Annotated in this window: 13 protein-coding genes; 7 read left to right on the top strand and 6 right to left on the bottom strand. The window is 33.7% G+C overall.

Annotated features, from left to right (window positions below; translation table 11 throughout):
* The first annotated feature begins 130 nt into the window (after positions 1–130).
* Positions 131–2314, top strand: a complete 2184-nt coding sequence (locus V6624_RS23215) for a B12-binding domain-containing radical SAM protein (protein ID WP_338840392.1) — start codon at positions 131–133, stop codon at positions 2312–2314.
* Here the strand turns inward: V6624_RS23215 and V6624_RS23210 are convergent.
* The 3 genes from V6624_RS23210 to V6624_RS23200 form a co-directional block, all read right to left on the bottom strand.
* Complete coding sequence (locus V6624_RS23210) at positions 2311–3075, bottom strand: MBL fold metallo-hydrolase (RefSeq protein ID WP_111289064.1); 765 nt, start codon at positions 3073–3075, stop codon at positions 2311–2313. The two genes, V6624_RS23215 and V6624_RS23210, sit on opposite strands and share 4 nt — an antisense overlap.
* Before the next feature lie 84 nt (positions 3076–3159).
* Positions 3160–3846, bottom strand: a complete 687-nt coding sequence (locus tag V6624_RS23205; RefSeq protein ID WP_111289062.1) for a response regulator transcription factor — start codon at positions 3844–3846, stop codon at positions 3160–3162.
* Positions 3843–5108 carry a sensor histidine kinase gene (locus tag V6624_RS23200; RefSeq protein WP_111289060.1) on the bottom strand — a complete coding sequence of 422 codons (1266 nt, stop codon included), beginning with the start codon at positions 5106–5108 and terminating at the stop codon, positions 3843–3845. Before V6624_RS23200 ends, V6624_RS23205 begins: the two co-directional genes overlap by 4 nt.
* Before the next feature lie 164 nt (positions 5109–5272).
* On the opposite strand from V6624_RS23200, the gene V6624_RS23195 reads away from it, so the two are divergent.
* Positions 5273–5689, top strand: coding sequence for a DUF1573 domain-containing protein (locus V6624_RS23195; protein ID WP_111289058.1), 417 nt, complete (start codon positions 5273–5275; stop codon positions 5687–5689).
* A 167-nt stretch (positions 5690–5856) separates the two neighbouring features.
* Positions 5857–7437: a L,D-transpeptidase family protein gene (locus V6624_RS23190; RefSeq protein WP_111289056.1), complete on the top strand. Its 1581-nt coding sequence runs from the start codon at positions 5857–5859 to the stop codon at positions 7435–7437.
* 183 nt (positions 7438–7620) lie between these two features.
* Here the strand turns inward: V6624_RS23190 and V6624_RS23185 are convergent, their stop codons facing one another.
* Entirely contained in the window at positions 7621–8130 is a 510-nt protein-coding gene (locus V6624_RS23185; RefSeq protein WP_111289054.1) for a C40 family peptidase, read from the bottom strand.
* Positions 8131–8346: 216 nt separating this feature from the next.
* Between V6624_RS23185 and V6624_RS23180 the strand changes: the two genes are divergently transcribed.
* From V6624_RS23180 to mgrA, 4 genes are all read left to right on the top strand, one after another.
* Entirely contained in the window at positions 8347–9447 is a 1101-nt protein-coding gene (locus V6624_RS23180) for an SGNH/GDSL hydrolase family protein (protein ID WP_111289052.1), read from the top strand.
* Positions 9437–10822 (top strand): sialate O-acetylesterase, encoded by a 1386-nt coding sequence (locus tag V6624_RS23175; protein WP_111289050.1) that lies wholly within the window; start codon positions 9437–9439, stop codon positions 10820–10822. The genes V6624_RS23180 and V6624_RS23175 overlap by 11 nt, the downstream gene beginning before the upstream one ends.
* A gap of 368 nt (positions 10823–11190) precedes the next feature.
* Complete coding sequence (bglX, locus tag V6624_RS23170; RefSeq protein WP_338840388.1) at positions 11191–13488, top strand: beta-glucosidase BglX; 2298 nt, start codon at positions 11191–11193, stop codon at positions 13486–13488.
* A 199-nt stretch (positions 13489–13687) separates the two neighbouring features.
* Entirely contained in the window at positions 13688–14644 is a 957-nt protein-coding gene (gene mgrA, locus V6624_RS23165) for an L-glyceraldehyde 3-phosphate reductase (protein ID WP_111289046.1), read from the top strand.
* Between the two features lie 53 nt (positions 14645–14697).
* Here mgrA and V6624_RS23160 read toward each other — a convergent pair whose 3' ends face one another.
* Together V6624_RS23160 and V6624_RS23155 are read right to left on the bottom strand one after the other, a co-directional pair.
* Positions 14698–16677 (bottom strand): glycoside hydrolase family 97 protein, encoded by a 1980-nt coding sequence (locus V6624_RS23160; protein ID WP_338840385.1) that lies wholly within the window; start codon positions 16675–16677, stop codon positions 14698–14700.
* Between the two features lie 145 nt (positions 16678–16822).
* A complete protein-coding gene (locus tag V6624_RS23155; protein ID WP_338840383.1) occupies positions 16823–18109 on the bottom strand; it encodes a glycoside hydrolase 5 family protein in 1287 nt (428 codons plus the stop codon).
* Between the last annotated feature and the right edge of the window lie 22 nt (positions 18110–18131).

Below are 18131 nucleotides of genomic sequence, written 5' to 3'. Positions count from 1 at the left end.
TGTTTTTGTAAGTTTAATATCAATAATAAAAATTTAAAATATTTGGAGATCTTAGCCAAATAATTCTGATTTATTTCTTTTGTCGAATAATTCTAAATATACCTTATTTTTGCAAAAAAATAATTCCCTTTTGAAAACGAAACTTTTTGTAATTACGCCTCCATTTACGCAACTGAATACACCGTATCCGGCAACGGCGTATATAAAAGGTTTTCTAAATACAAAAAACATCGAATCGGTTCAGGCTGATTTGGGTATTGATGTGATTTTGGAATTGTTTTCAAAAAAAGGATTGATTGATTTGTTTCAATCCAACAACCAACCAACAAGCGACAACTGTAAAAGAATTTTTGCTCTTCAAGACGAATACATTAAAACCATTGATTCTGTAATTCAGTTTTTGCAGGGAAAAAATCCAACTTTGGCTTTGCAGATTTGTCAGGAAGATTTTCTGCCAGAAGCTTCTCGTTTTGCACAATTAGAAGAACTCGATTGGGCTTTTGGAACAATGGGAACTCAAGACAAAGCAAAACATTTGGCAACTTTATATCTGGAAGATATTTCAGATTTTATTGTAGAATGTGTTGATGAAAATTTTGGTTTTAGCCGATATGCAGAACGTCTAGGAAGAAGTGCCAATTCTTTTGATGAATTGTACGAAGCCTTACAGCAAGAACCAACTTATATCGATTCGATTTTAATTTCGCTATTAAAAGCTAAAATAGAAGCCGTAAAACCAACTTTATTTCTAATTTCTGTTCCTTTTCCAGGGAATTTATATAGTGCGTTTCGTTCCGCACAATGGGTTAAACAAAATCATCCTGAGATTAAAATTTCGATGGGTGGAGGTTTTCCTAATACTGAATTGCGTTCGCTTTCTGATAAACGTGTTTTCGAATTTTTTGATTTCATCACTTTAGATGATGGAGAAGTTCCAATTGAGGAATTAATTTTTCATTTAGAAAATCCAGATTCTGATTCTTTCAAAAGAACATTCTTATTAGAAAATGGTGAAGTCGTTTACAAAAACAATTCTTTAAAACACGATTATAAACAATCTCAAGTTGGAACGCCTGATTATTCAGATCTGCCTTTGGATAAATATATTTCGGTTATCGAAATTGTAAATCCGATGCACAGAATGTGGAGCGACGGAAGATGGAATAAACTCACAATGGCTCACGGCTGTTATTGGGGAAAATGTACTTTTTGTGATATTTCTTTAGATTATATAAAAGTATACGAACCTGTTGCAGCAAGTTTGCTTTGCGACCGAATGGAAGAATTGATCGAAAAAACAGGTCAAAACGGATTTCATTTTGTAGATGAAGCCGCACCGCCAGCTTTAATGCGCGCAGTAGCACTTGAAATTTTAAAAAGAAAACTTGCTGTAACTTGGTGGACCAATATTCGTTTTGAAAAAAGCTTTTCAAAAGATTTATGTCTCTTGCTGAAAGCTTCTGGATGTATTGCCGTTTCAGGCGGTTTAGAAGTCGCTTCAGATCGTTTATTGAAATTAATTGACAAAGGTGTTACGGTTGAACAAGTTGCAAAAGTAACGCGAAATTTTACCGAAGCCGGAATTATGGTTCATGCGTATTTAATGTATGGATATCCAACGCAAACAATCCAAGAAACGGTTGATAGTTTAGAAATGGTTCGTCAGTTATTTGAAGCAGGAGTTTTGCAATCTGGTTTTTGGCATCAATTTGCTTTGACGGCTCATAGTCCAGTTGGATTGTATCCAGAACAATTTGGTGTCACAAAAAAGACGGAAGCAATTGGAACTTTTGCCAATAATGATATTGAATATACCGATTCAACTGGAATCAATCACGATAAATTTAGTTTCGGATTAAAGAAATCGCTCTTCAATTTCATGCACGGAATCTGTTTTGATTACGAATTGCAAGATTGGTTCGATTTTAAAATTCCGAAAACAAAAATCCACCCCGATTTTATTTTTAATGCTTTAGAAGAACAAAATGATTTCAATACAAAACCAAATGCAAAAGTGGTTTGGCTTGGTGGAAAACCTTCGTCAGAAGTCTTCACAAAATCAAAAAAAGGAAGAAGCTGGGAAATGATGTCGTTAACTTTTCACGACAAAAAAGAAAGTTTCGATATACAAACTAGTAAAGAAGAAGGCGAATGGCTAGTTTCCATTTTGTCGAAAATAGCCGTTTCAGGTTCTAAAAATTATACTTTTCAAGAAGTCAAAAATGATTTTGAAACTTCCTTGGAAGATTTTGAATTGTTTTGGTATTCTAAACCAGTAAATACTTTGAGAGAATTTGGATTATTGGTTCTTTAATATTCTAAACATTCTCCATCATTTGGAATAGCGGTTCTGCTTAAAAGGCCATGATCTGAAAGTGCAGTTCTTAACTGTAATCGTGTCGTTGGACAATGGTTTAAAGCTTCCAAATGATTCGCAAGAACTTTTCCTGGAGCAAGTGTCACAAATTTTAAAATGTCATCCATTCGCATTAATAATGGCTGTCCAATATCTAATCTTGCGGTTCCGCAGGCTACAATCGAAATATCTGGTTTAAATTGCGTTAAAACCTTTTCTACATGCTCTGTAAAAATGGTGTCAGAACTTATGTAAATAGATTTTTCGTTTGCTAATTCAATATGAAATCCCATTACATTTCCCATTAATTTGGCAATGAAACCGTAACCGTGAATAGCAGGAATTCCAGTTATTTTCCCATCTAAGAATAATTGTGGTTCCCAATATTCTAGAGTCTGAATTACACTTAATCCTCTTTGAACCAAAGCTTTTTCATCTTTAGAACTACAGATTACCGGAATGCTTTTTCGTCTTAAAAAAACCTCGCCAGCTTTATCAATATGATCTGGATGTAAATGCGTAATTAAACAATGCGTTACGCGACTTAAGATGTCACGACTGTTTTTAGGCAATGCAACCAGCGGGTTTCGTTTCGGTTTATATCTGAAAATAGTAAAAGGCGGAATTGTTTTTCTTTTACCTAACATTGGGTCAACTAAAATGACATGCTTCTCTGTTTCAATTACCAAAGTGGCATTTCGCAAATGATGTAATTTCATATCCAAGAAAATTAGATATTAAAAATACAAAGTTTTTTGAAAAACTGCTTACAGATTTTTCTTTATTTTTAACAGAATTGTGATTTACCCAATAGAAAACCTAAAACCAATTCCATGCAGGTTTTCAATTGAAATTCCTTCTTCATTGGCAAGGATTTTACGAAGACGAGAAATGAAAACATCCAAACTTCTTCCCATAAAGTAGTCGTCAGTTCCCCATAAAGAAGTTAAGATTTGTTCTCTTTTCAAAACAGAATTTTTATGATCTAGAAAAAGTTTCAATAATTCGGCTTCGCGCTGTGTCAATCCGACTTTTTCATCATTATTAAAAAGAATGAAATTTTTGGTATCAAATTGATATTTGCCAACTTCATAAATCGTTTTTGCAACTGGAATGTTTTTTTGCGAACGCTTTAAGAAAATCTCCACTTTCAATAATAATTCTTCAATGCTGAAAGGTTTTACCAAATAATCATCAGCGCCCAGACGCAGGCCTTTAATTCTATCTTCTTTCAATGTTTTAGCTGAAAGAAAAATAATCGGAACTTCAACATCTATTTTTCGAACGGCTTCTGCCAACTGAAAACCATCCATTTTTGGCATCATAATATCAAAAATGCAAATATCAAATTCTTCTTCTTCAAAAAAATTAAGCGCCGATTTTCCGTCAGAACAATGAATAACTTCATAATTATTTTGCTCCAAATTATCTTTGGTTAAAAACGCAAGGGTTTCGTCGTCTTCGGCATATAGTATTTTGAAGTTTTTCATTTTTTATTAGGAATTGATAAAGTTATAGTAACACCTTTTTCTTTATTGTTTTCGGCTTTTATTTTCCAGTTTTGCAAACTGCAGATTTCTTTTACATAATACAAGCCAAGTCCAAATCCGTTAACTTCATTGCTCTTTTCATTTTGAACTCTATAAAACTTATCAAAGATAAAAGATATTTTTTTAGGAGTAATCCCAATTCCGTTATCAATAAATTCTAGTTTTAAACAATTGTTTTCTTCTGTGAATTTAATAGTTATTTCTGGTTTTTCATTACAATATTTCACGGCATTATCCAGTAAATTATAAACTAAATTACCAAAGTGAAAAATATCGGTTTCCAGCAAATATTCTTTTGAAGAAGTTTCAATTTTAATCGAAGCTTCGGGATATTTTAATTTGATGTTTTCAATTGCTTCTTCAATTATGGGCACAATTAAAATACTTTCTTTTTTAAGTTCTAAAGGAGCATAATCGGCTTTTGCAATGTTTAAAATCTTCTCGATGTGGCCGTTTAATTTATTTCCTTGATTGATAATAATATCAGTGTAAGTATAAAGTTTTTTGTCTTCTTTAATTGGTTTTTGTTCAATCAAATATTTCGAAGCGATAAGAATTGAAGCCAGTGGCGTTTTAAATTCGTGTGTCATATTATTAATGAAATCACGCTGTAGTTCTGAATATTTTTTATGCTGTAAAAGTGTAAAAATAGAATAAACGTAAATCAATAAAATCAGAATCAATGCGGTTGAAAGAATAAACCAAAATCGCATTGAACTAAACAAATAAGTAGTTTCATTTGGAAAACGAACCGCGAAATAATAAACTAGATTTTTATGTTTAGGAAAATAAACGGTTTTTTTGCATTCTGCTTTTTTCTTATAAAGTGAAATATAATCACCATAAATCATTTCGTCGCTTTGACAATTGTACATCGCGTATTCGAAATCGGTTGTGATGTTCATTTTTTTGAATTCCGTTTTCAGATAAAATTCTAAAATATCAGGTTCAAATTCGTTATCGACATTTACAATATAGTAGTCGTTTGCAATTTTCTGAACGGGATTTTGAACTGGAAGTTCATGATTAGTTCCTTCGTATAATTTTTTAGCCACTTCCAATAAAGCAATATGAGCTTTCTGGCTAAGCTTTTTTTGTTCAATCGTAAAAGCCTCTTTTGTCCATAACAATTGTGCCACCAAAATACTAATGATGGCTACCAATCCTAAGAGAATGATGCTGTTGAGTTTATTAATTTTCAAGAATAAAGAATTTTGAGAGTGTAATATTAATCAATTTTGGCCTAAAAACAGGCGGTTAACAAGTCATTAACAAACGTTTGAAACCAGTTAACAGCAACATGAATTTGTCTGAATTACCTTTGTAATATCAAAATGAACTACAAACCATTTTAAATATATCAGTTATGAAAATGATCAAAATTTCGATGTTAGCTTTGGCTTTAGGCCTAATGTCTTTTTCGGCAATCGCACCTGTGCAATCTTTAGTTTCAGAAACTTCAATTTCAGAGCCTTCGGCTTCTACAATTGTTTGGAAAGCAGAAACAATTGATGTGGGACAAATCCCGCAAGGAACTCCAAAAGCAATTGTTTACGAATTTAAAAATACAGGAAAAACAGCTGTAGTTATTACAAACGTTCAAGGATCTTGCGGATGTACAGCTACAGATTACACAAAAGAACCAGTTCAGCCAGGTAAATCTGCAAAAGTTACTGCAACTTACAACGCTGCAAACAAAGGTGCTTTTACAAAAACGGTTACTGTAACAACTAGTGCAGAAACAACACCAAAAGTACTTACTTTAAAAGGTACTGTTATTTAAGAAATTTTAATAGGTTGGTTATATGGCGAAAGCTCCAGACATATAAATTGTTTGGAGCTTTTATTTTTTATTAAACATTTAGACTTCAAAAAAATAAGGATTAAGATTTATTGCCGAGTCCTTTGTTTTAATAGAATTTTTTCTACTTTTAATGAAAAATTCTACATATGAAAATTTGGTATTCGCCTATAGTTGCAGTTGTTTTTTTGCTTGTTTTTTCGTGTAATTCGAAAGGAGATAAAAAGGAGGAAAATTCGATAAAGAAAGTCGAAAAAATTCCAGAATTAAAACTTACAATTGACAGCACGCGTATTGCGAAATTTTATGAAAGTTATCCGAAACTGGATAAATTTAAAAATGATGTAACTTCTTTATATCTAAAAAATAAATCAACCCAATTGTGGCAAGATAATAAAGGAGTTGTTGAATTTGGAAATACATTATTCAATCAATACAAAAATTTAGGTCAGGAAGGATTAAAAGCTAATTATCCTTATAAAGAAGAATTAAATTCGGTTTTCGAAAATAATCCAACCAAAAAAATATCTAAAGAAGATACCGATTTACTGCTGTCAAATTTGTATTACTACTATGCAGAAAAAGTATATGCCGGTTTTGATGAGAAAACTAGTATTTCTTTAGAATGGCTTTTACCTCGCAAAAAGTTCAATTACCAAGTGCTTTCTGATTCTATTTTTAAGAAAACAACTATTCTTGATGATAAGAAAAAAAAGATGTTCAGCCAATATTACAAACTTCGTGACGCTCTAAAAGAATATAGAGAAATTGAGAAAAATGGAGGATGGAAAACTATAGAAACGGATGAAGATTATAAAGCTCTAAAAGTTGGCGATTCATCAAATGTTGTTGCTCAGATTAGAGAAAGGCTTTTTGTAACTAAGGATCTTAAGGAAGATAGTAAAAGTGCTGTTTGCGATACAACTTTAATGAAAGCTATTAAAAACTACGAAGTTCGTCACGGCTACACTCCAAAAAATACAATTTTATTAGAACATATTAATGATTTGAATATTCCAGTTTCGGAGCGTATCAAAACGATTATTGCGAATATGGAACGTTGCCGTTGGATTGATCCCGAATTGGAGAAAGGTCAAAAATATATTGAAGTAAATATTCCTGAATTTAGACTGTACATAATTGAAGATGGAAAAATCGCTTTTACATCGGCGGTTGTTGTAGGGAAAGCGATGACAAAAACAGTAATTTTCAGCGGAATGATGAGTAATATTGTTTTTAGTCCGTATTGGAATGTGCCGCCAAGTATTATCAAATCGGAGATTAAACCTGGAATGGCAAAAGATAAAAACTATTTGCAGAAGAAAAATCTAGAATGGAATAACGGCGCAGTTCGTCAGCTTCCAGGGAAAAACAATTCTTTAGGTTTGGTGAAGTTTTTATTTCCTAATTCAAGTAATATTTACTTGCACGATACGCCTTCAAAAAGTTTGTTCGAAAGAGATAGCCGAGCTTTTAGTCATGGTTGTGTACGTGTAGCAAAACCTCGTGAATTAGCGATTGAATTACTAAAAGTTGATCCGCAATGGAATCCTGCCAGAATTGATAAAGCAATGCACGCCGGAAAAGAAAGCTGGTACACTTTAAAGAAAAAAGTTCCAGTTTACATCGGTTATTTTACTGCTTGGGTAGACCGCGAAGGAAATCTAAACTTCTATAAAGATATTTATGGAAGAGATGAAAGTTTGATTAAATTATTGACAGAAGAATAAAAGTTTAAATTCCAATTTTTTAAATTCCAAATTCTAAAAACTGAATCTATTCAACAATTGGTGTAAAAAATAAAAGCCACAGATTAAAGGATTAAAAGGATTATAAAAAATCTGTGTTAATCTTTTTAATCTGTGGCAAAAAGATAAATTCGTGAAAATTTGTGTAATTAGTGGCTAAAAAAACTATTCCGATAAAACATCAACACATTTATAAAAGCGTTTGGTATAGTGTTCTGTATCAAGCGCCGTTATAGTTACTTGTTGCGCTTTTCCTGACGAAGCGTGAATAAACTTCGACTGCATTCCGTTGGCTTCACAAATAATACCCACGTGACCCACAACATTCCTGTTTTTATATCCGTAAAAAACTAAAATATCTCCAACTTTAAATTCTTCTGGTTTTAAAGTTTTACCGATGTTTTTATATCCGCTTGAACTTCGTGGCAATGTTTTTCCAAAATTGTTGAAAACATAACTCACAAAACCTGAACAGTCAAAGCCTTTTTGCGGATTACTGCTGGCATATACATAAGGAACTCCTAAATGTTTTTTAGCAAAAACAATTAAAGAATCACGATTGATCTCAGTTTGATTTTTAGGATTTTGAATAGGAGTTTGTCTTTCATTCTTTTTTAAATTAAAAGATGAAAATAAAATAACGGCTGATAGAAAAATAAAAAAACGTAATCGCATTTTGTTTATAAAAAGTATTGAATTAATAAAGAAAGCTGCAAATTAGGCATTTTAAAAGAATACCATTTGCTTCACTTGTAAGAATTAACGCAAATAAACCCAAAACTGATGTCTTTGTGTGGTGTTTTTTTATTACTTTTTGACATTTTAGTATCTTTTTAGATATTCTCTTTCCAATATATTTGTGAATCGTATTTATATTTTAACAAATAAATTATGTTTCCCAAAAAAATAGCACTTTTAATTTCGTTTTTGCTGATTTCGATTATTTCGAACTCGCAAACGCTAAATTCAAATAAAACTTTCCTATATCAAGGTCGCATAGAAAAATTGCAGAATGATAATGTCATTTTGATTGCAACGGCTTCTTCCGTTTCTTTCAATTTTACTGGAAATGAATGTTCGATTTCACTTCAAAGTGTGGATGCTTACGAACATCATAATTATGTTTCTTTGGTTTTGGATGGAAAATATATTGGAAAAATTAGAATTGAAAAAGGTGCGGTTCAATCTTTTCCTGTAAAGGTTACTTCAAACCAAAAAGAACATCGTTTAGAAATTTATAAAAATACAGAAGCGCATACGGGCGGAGTTTTGTTCGCTGGAACAACGGCAAAGCTGACTTCAATTTTGTTTAAAAAGAAAAAGAAAATCGAGTTTATCGGAGATTCGATTACTTGCGGTGCAGCAAGCGACGGTTCTGACATTCCTTGCGATAAAGGGGAATATTACGATCATCACAATAGTTATTATGCTTACGGTCCAACACTCTCAAGAGAGATTGGTGTTGATTATTTAATGAGTTGCGTTTCTGGAATTGGAATGTACAGAAACTGGAACGACGAACATAAGGACGAAGCGATCATGCCAGATGTTTATCCGAATTTGTATTTAACGAAAGATACTTCAAAACCTAAATATGATTTCGCTTTTCAGCCGGATATTATCAGCATTGCTTTAGGAACAAATGATTTTTCTGGCGGAGATGGTAAAAAAGAACGTTTGCCTTTTAATCCTGAAAAATATATTTCGAATTACATCAATTTTATAAAAATGTTGTACGAACATAATCCGAAAGTGCAGATTGTAATTACCAATAGTCCAATGGTTGGAGGAGAAAGAGGAGTTGTTTTTGAAGATTGCCTAAATAAAGTTAAAAATGCTTTCGCAAATGATAAAACGCACAAACCAATTCAGATTTTCAAATTCAAACCAATGACTCCAAGCGGATGTTCAGGACATCCAGATGTGGCTGAACATAAGGTTTTGGCAGACGAATATGCTCCATTTTTAAAGAAGTTACTAAATGAAAAATAATATCTATAAGTTTGTTTTCTTTTTATTGATTTCCAGTACTATGATGGCAAACGTTTCGCTTCCGAATATTTTTAGTGATAATATGGTTTTACAGCGCAACTCTGAAGTGAAAATTTGGGGTTGGGCAAATCCAAAAGAAGAAATAAAACTGGTTTCTAGTTGGAACAATCAGGAATATAAAACCGTTGCCACTAATCAGGCGAAATGGGAACTGACGATTAAAACTTCAGAAGCTGGTGGACCTTTTACTATTTCGATAAAGGGCTACAATGAAGTCATTTTAAAAAATATTTTGATTGGCGAAGTCTGGCTTTGCTCTGGACAATCGAATATGGAAATGTCGGTAAGCTGGGGAATTGATGACGGAGAAGAAGAAATGAAAAATGCAACGAATCCAAACATTCGTTTTTTTACGGTTCCGAAATTAACCGCTACAAGTCCGCAGAATAATTTACTTGGAAATTGGACCGAATCGACTCCAGAAACCATGAAATATTTTAGCGCCATTGGTTACTTTTTTGCCAAACGCCTTCGCGAAGATTTGAAAAATGTCCCAATCGGATTGATCTCTTCAAATTGGGGAGGAACTCCTGCAGAAATCTGGATGCCAGAAGATGTGGTAAATAACGATCCGCTTTTGTTAGAAAATGCCAAAAAACTAAACGAACAAGAATATGGACCAAGACAGCCAGGACGTGCTTACAATGCCATGATTTACCCGATTGTAGGATTTAAAATTGCAGGAACGCTTTGGTATCAGGGAGAATCAAATGTGGGTTCTTTGGTTTATGATAAAACTCTGGGAGCGTTAATTACTTCTTGGAGAAAAGAATGGAATGATAATTTTCCGTTTTATTATGTTCAGATTGCGCCGTTTAAAACGGGTTCAAATAATTTCTCAAATGTAACGGTTAGAAATTCGCAGAGAAAATTATTGAAAGAAGTTTCAAAAACGGGAATGGTTGTGATTAGCGATATTTCGGATACAATTGATATTCATCCAAAGAATAAAAAATCGGTTGGAATTCGTTTGGCGAATTTAGCTTTGGCTGAAACTTATAAAACCAATTCTAATTTGGTAAATGGTCCATTGTTTAAAGATATTAAGATTGAAAAAAACAAGGTAATTGTTTCTTTCGATTATGCTGATGGACTTTATTTTAAAGACAAAAAATCGAATCAATTTGAAGTTGCTGGTTCCGATGGCATTTTCTATCCAGCCGAAGCTTCAATTAAAAATAACGAAGTGATTTTGACAAGTAAAAAAGTTGTAAATCCAGCAAAAGTGAGGTTTGCATGGGGAAATACAACGCAGTCGGATTTGTTTAATAAAGCGAATTTGCCGGCTTCTTGTTTTACGACTGAAGGATTTTAGATTTTAGATTTTAGAATGTAGATTTTAGATTTTTTGTCAGACTGAGCGAAGTCGAAGCCAAGCAAAGTGAAACACAAAGTTTGTCATCCTGAGGAACGAAGGATCACACTCGGGATTCGACAAAGATTGGCGAAGTTTTGTGTGGAGTTTCTAGTGTGATCCTTCGTTCCTCAGGATGACAAGATAACCGAAAACGCTCTTTTGAAAACGATTTGCGTGAGGGATAGAAGTGGAAAGCCCACAGCCTGACGAAGGAAGTGCGAGGACTTGAAACGGATAGCCCGACCCGAAGGGACACGCCAAAAAAACTTAGAATCTTAGTGTCTCAGAACCTTAGAATCTTAAAGAAAAACTAACTAAACCACACTATGAAAAATAAAAAAATAATATTTATTGGGGTATTTTCCCTGTTTACTGTTGGAAATATGAGTGCACAAAAAAAGCCGTATCTGGATAAAAATAAAACTGTTGAGCAACGCATTGATTTGCTTTTGCCATTGATGACGTTGGAAGAAAAAGTGGGACAGATGAACCAATATAATGGTTTTTGGGATGTTACGGGACCTGCGCCAAAAGGCGGAACTGCCGAATTAAAATACGAACATTTAAGAAAAGGATTAGTTGGTTCGATGCTTACGGTTCGCGGTGTAAAAGAAGTTCGTGCTGTGCAGAAAATTGCGGTTGAAGAAACGAGATTAGGAATTCCGTTAATTATTGGTTTTGACGTAATACATGGTTATAAAACGTTAAGCCCGATTCCGTTAGCAGAAGCAGCGAGTTGGGATTTAGAAGCGATTAAAAAATCGGCTGCGATTGCCGCTGATGAAGCTTCGGCATCAGGGATTAATTGGACTTTTGGACCAAATGTCGATGTGGCAAATGATGCGCGTTGGGGACGTGTGATGGAAGGTGCGGGAGAAGATCCGTATCTAGGAAGTAAAATCGCTTATGCACGTGTGAAAGGTTTTCAAGGAGAAACCATTGCAGATTTGGCCAAAGTAAATACGATTGCAGCTTGTGCGAAACATTTTGCTGCGTATGGTTATGTTGAAGCAGGATTGGAATATAATATTGTGGATATCAGTAATTCGAAATTGTACAATTCGGTTTTACCGCCTTTTGAAGCTACGGTTGAAGCAGGAGTTCGTACGTTTATGAATTCATTTAATACGTTGAATGGTGTTCCTGCAACTGGAAATGCCTTTTTGCAAAGAGATATATTAAAAGGAAAATGGAAGTTTGACGGATTTGTAATTTCTGATTATGCTTCGATTCGCGAAATGATTGCGCACGGTTATGCAAAAGATGAAGCAGATGCAACAGCAAAAGCGGTAATTGCAGGTTCTGATATGGATATGGAATCGTATTTATATGTGGCAAAATTGGTTGATTTGGTAAAATCTGGAAAAGTAAAAGAATCTTTGGTTGATGATGCTGTTCGCAGAATTCTTCGTGTGAAATTTGAATTAGGATTATTTGATGATCCGTACAGATATTGTGATGAAAAACGCGAAAAGGAAGTTGTTGGAAGTAAAGCTAATAACGAAGGTGTTTTGGATATGGCAAAAAAATCTATCGTTTTATTGAAGAATGAAAAGAATTTGCTTCCGCTAAAGAAATCTGGACAGAAAATTGCTTTGATTGGCGCTTTAGCAAATGATAAAAACAGTCCGTTAGGAAGCTGGAGAATTGCGGCTTCTGATGATACTGCAGTTTCTGTTTTAGAAGGAATGCAGCAATACAAAGACAATCAGCTAACTTTTGAAAAAGGAGCAGATTTATTAAAACAAAAAGCAACTTTCTTAACCGAAACTGTTTTCAACACAACTGACAAAAGCGGATTTGAAGCAGCAAAAAAAGCAGCAAAAAATGCCGATGTTGTCGTAATGGTGTTAGGTGAATATGGTTTCCAAAGCGGTGAGGGAAGAAGTAGAACTGATTTGAACTTGCCAGGATTACAGCAAGAATTATTAGAGGAAATTTATAACGTGAATCCGAATGTAGTTTTAGTTTTAAATAACGGACGTCCGTTGAGTATTCCGTGGGCAGCAGAGAATGTTCCTGCAATTGTGGAAGCTTGGCATTTGGGAACTCAGACTGGAAATGCAGTTGCTCAGGTTTTATACGGAGATTATAATCCGAGTGGAAAATTACCAATGTCGTTTCCAAGAAATGTTGGGCAAGTTCCGATTTATTATAACAAATACAGTACAGGAAGACCTACTGACAGTGATAAAAATGTTTTTTGGTCGCATTATATGGATGTGGAGAAAACGCCTCAATTTCCGTTTGGTTTTGGATTAAGCTATACAACTTTCGATTATAAAAATTTGAAATTGAATAAAACGTCTTTTGCAAAAGGAGAAAAAGTTGAGGTAAGCGTTGAGGTTACGAATTCAGGAAATTATGATGGAAAAGAAGTAGTTCAGTTATACATTCATGATGAATTTGCAAGTATTATTCGCCCAATAAAAGAATTGAAAGGATTTGAATTGGTTAATCTTAAAAAAGGAGAAACGAAAACGGTAAACTTTACTTTAACGGATAAAGAACTTGGTTTTTATAATAATGAAGGAACTTATTTAGTAGAACCTGGAACTTTTAAAATTATGGTTGGAGGAAGCTCTGATAAAGGTTTGCAAAGTGGTTTCGAAATTAAAGAGTAAAAGTGATTTGCCACGAAGGCACTAAGACGCTAAGTTTTTTTCGCCACGAATTCACGAATTTTTAAACAATAAATTCGTGAATTCGTGGCGATTTCATTTTTGGATAAAAATCTTTGTGTCTTAGAGTCTTTGTGGCAAAACTTAGTATTTTTTTCTACCTTTAAAATCTATTAAAAACTCCAACTTTTAAATTATAAACATGAAATATAACAGATGCGGCAGAAGCGGATTATTACTGCCTGAGATTTCTTTAGGATTATGGCATAATTTCGGTTCAGTAGATAATTTTGAAAATGCCGAAAGTATCGCTATTGAAGCTTTTGATAAAGGAATTACTCATTTTGATTTAGCGAATAATTATGGGCCTGTTCCAGGTTCTGCTGAAGAAAATTTCGGAAAAATATTATGGCATAATTTTCAAGGAAATCTGCGTGATGAAATCGTAATTTCTACAAAAGCTGGTTATACCATGTGGAAAGGTCCTTATGGAGATTGGGGTTCTAGAAAATATCTGCTTTCGAGTTTAGATCAGAGTTTGAAACGAATGAATGTCGATTATGTAGATATTTTTTATTCACACCGTCCAGATCCAGAAACTCCAATCGAAGAAACCATGATGGCTTTAGATCACGCCGTAAGAAGCGGAAAAGCTTTGTATGTTGGAATCAGTAATTATTCTGCTGAACAGACCCGAGTTGCGGTTGATGTTTTAAAACAATTGGGAACACCTTGTTTGATTCATCAAGCGAAATACTCAATGTTGGAACGCTGGGTAGAAAATGGTTTATTAGATGTTTTAGAAGAAAAAGGAGTAGGTTGTATTGCATTTTCACCTTTGGCACAAGGACTTTTAACAGATAAATATTTAAACGGAATTCCAGAAAACTCAAGAGCACATAATCCAAACGGACATTTGAAAGAAGATGAGGTGACGGAGGAAAGAATTCAGAAATTAATTCAGCTGAATGAAATTGCTCAAAATAGAAATCAATCTTTAGCTCAAATGGCTTTGGCTTGGCTGCAAAAAGACAAACGAATTACGTCTGTTTTAATTGGAGCAAGTTCTGTAAAACAATTGTGTAATAATATTGATTGTTTGCAGAATACAGAGTTTTCTCATGATGAATTAAATGCGATTGAGAGTATTTTATCATAATATCAAACCTAACAGGTTTTTAAAACCTGTTAGGTTTCTACTATCTTTCTTAATTATTTTATAATCATCGCCAATCCGCCTCCGCTAGCCAAACGATATTTTAACTTGGTTGTCGAATCAACAGTAATAATCTCTTTTTTATAATCGGTTGCTGCTTTATCTGCATTTAAACCATCTGAGAAAACTTCTGCTTGGAATTTTTTGCCTTTTTCAAGGAAAGAAAAATCAATTGTAATATCTCTGGAATCCCAGTTTGTTATTGCACCTAAATACCAAGTATTTCCTTTTCTTCTGGCGATTGAAACGTATTTTCCAACTTCACCATCAAGAGCGACAGTTTCATCAAAAACTGTTGGAACTTTAGCTATAAAATCAGTGCTTTCTTGTTCTTTCATAAAAGCTGTTGGACTGTCGGCCATCATTTGTAAAGGCGCTTCAAAAATCGTGTAAAGTGCTAATTGATGGCATCTCGTTCCTTGGCTCATCGGTGTTGAATGACTTGGTTTGAATTCGCTTTTTGTAGCATTTCGCATTGCGCCTGGCGTGTAGTCCATTGGGCCAGCCATCATTCTTATAAACGGAATTGTAGTATCATATAATGGTACATCATCATTTGGTGTCCATTTATTATTTTCTAAACCTTTTACACCTTCAAAATTCAAGATATTTGGATAAGTTCTCTGAATTCCAGTTGGTTTGTACATGCCGTGGAAATCCAAAACTAATTTGTAATTCGCCGCTTTTTGGGCAATATCATAAACCGAATTTACCATTTTAGCATCGTCACGATCTAAGAAATCGACTTTAAAACCTTTGATTCCTAAATTGGCATAATTCTTTAAAATTCCGTCTGTGTTTTTAGTCAAAGCCATCCACGAACTCCATAAAATAATCCCAACATTTCGTTCTTTTCCGTAAGCGATTAAAGCTTCTAAATCGACATTTGGATTGTGTTTCATAATGTCTTCTTCTAAACTCCAGCCTTCGTCCAAAACCACATATTCGACTTTGTTTTTAGAAGCAAAATCAATGTAATATTTATAAGTCTGTGTGTTGATTCCAGCTTTAAAATCGATATTGTAAATATTCCAATCGTTCCACCAATCCCAAGCTACTTTTCCAGGTTTTATCCACGAAATATCTTTTATTTTTGAAGCTTCAGATAATTTTTGAACCATATCATTATTTGCTAAAGCTGCATCGTTTTCAGAAATGACAATTGCTCTCCAAGGAAAAGTTCTAGTTCCTTTGGTTTTAATCAAATAATCAGCTCTTTCTGTAATTAATCGGTTGATATTGTTGAATCCGCCATTGGTTTCCTTTAATGGATATTTTGAAAAACGAGATTCAAAACCTGATTTGTCTTTGTTATTTGTTAAAAATAATCCTGGATAATCCTCTAGATTGGCTTCTAGAAAAACAGCTTTTTTATGATTTTTATAATCAATCAAAAACGGTAAAAAAGCTAAAGTATCTTTTGCAAATTCGCTGATTTTTTTGTTTTCATAATGCGCTTCAAACGAAGAAATGTAGGGATCTTTCGGATTTCTTAAATCTCTTACATACGGCATTAAAGTGTTGTAATCTTTGTCAAAATTTAAAACGACTTCTTCTGATTTTACAGTAATATCTTTTTTCTTTTTTGTGACGAATCGATATGCAGCGCCGTCGTCAAAAACGCGATATTCAATACTAAAATCATTTTTGAAGTTTAATGTCAGCTGATTGTAATGATTTTGAACCGATTTCTTTTTGTAAAGCGGTGTTTCAAACGAATTATTTACAGTTTCTTTTTTTGAATTTAAAACAACAGGATTTTTTCCTAAAATTTGATTTTCATCTAAACTCAAAGACATTTCTGAAGGTGCTAAAATCAAATCTTTTTCATGTGAAATTGACCATGAAATTTTATCATTCACAGAAATTTTAACTTCAATTTTTCCGTCGGGAGATTTCAGAATAAAGTCTTGTTTCTTTTGTGAAAAAGAGATGTTCAGAAATAAAAAACAAAAAAGAATAAATGTATTTTTCATGCTGTGCTTTTTTATCAAATTTCGATTTTGTTATTCTGTAGAGATGCACCGCAGTGCGTCTACGCCCAGTTTACGACTGTTATATTCGTTGCGAATAAGACGCACTGCAGTGCGTCTCTATAGAAAACAGGGATGAATGATTTTTTTATTTCTTCAATTCTAAATTGTATTTTTTTACAATTTCTAATGTCGATTTGTCTCCATTAAAAACAGAATTCAAACCTTGCGGTTCTTGCGGAGGATCAGTAGTAAAAGGTTCGCCAGGATTCCATTTTCCATCAGTGTGAATTGCTTTCCCTTCGCCGCCATAACCCCAGAAATTTGCAGCCTGAAGCGGACCGCCATTTTTATGGCTTTCGACAACTCTTCCAAAAATATAATTGTAAAATTGATCACGATGAATAGAAGATGCCCCAGTATTTAAATTTTCATTTTCTCTAGGAAGTCCGAATTCTTCAATGATAATTGGTCTATTTAAATTATTAGCAACCTTAATGTGATCGTCAATATATTTTCCGGCGTTTTCGATTGTTTTTGGCATTGTTGCTTCGGCATTATCGGCCTTGAACCAATTCCAGTTTTTTGGCCAGATATGCATCGTCAAATAATCAATATTCGGGTTTTGATGTGTTCTTTCGAAAATTTCCATGCTGTCGTTAGAACTATTTTTTCCTTCAGAGCCTGTAGAAACCAAATGGTTTTTGTCTAAACTATCAATTAAATCGACAATATTATTTAGCCATTTTGTGAATTTGGCTTCGTTTTCTACCGTAAAAAGTCTAGGTTCATTTCCAACTTGCCACGCCATAATCGTGTTGTCTTCGTTGTATTTCTTTTTAGAATAAGCGTTTGTTCTGCCAATAATAAACTTCACATGATTATTTAAGGCTTCCATACAAGGTTCGCAACTGTGAAACTGTTCTGTATAAGACATAAATTGTGGCCAAGTATTTGGCGGAATAGCAGGAACTGGAACTGGACCTTTGCCATTCCATTCTAAATATTGAGACATTCCACCAGACCATTCCCAGTTATTAGTCAGATATAAAACCGCATACATATTGCGTTTGCTCATTTCGTTAATTAAGAAATCCAGACCGTCTAATAAATCTTCATCGTATTTTCCTTGTTCATATTGTAATGCAGGACGAACCGTAAAATCGTATTTTCCACCATCGGCACCAACCAAAACACGTAAATTATCGATTCCGTTTTTTTTCATTACATCTAATTCACGCAAAAGTCTTTTACGATCGCCTATTTTTTTAGAAGCCAGCATACTTCCATACCAGTAATTGGTTCCGATATAAGAATAAGGTTTGTCGCCTTTATAAAATTGGTTACCTTTTACGGTAATTCTTTCCTGCGCCTGACAAGCAATTGCTGAAAGAAATAAGGCTAAAGAAAGTGTTTTTAAAAATCTGTTTTTCATAATTTATATTTTAAGCTAAACC

It is taken from the genome of Flavobacterium ginsenosidimutans, assembly GCF_037478105.1.
GTDB lineage: Bacteria > Bacteroidota > Bacteroidia > Flavobacteriales > Flavobacteriaceae > Flavobacterium > Flavobacterium ginsenosidimutans.
Note: the sequence above shows the minus strand (reverse complement) of the source record. Positions and strands in the feature narration are given on the sequence as shown.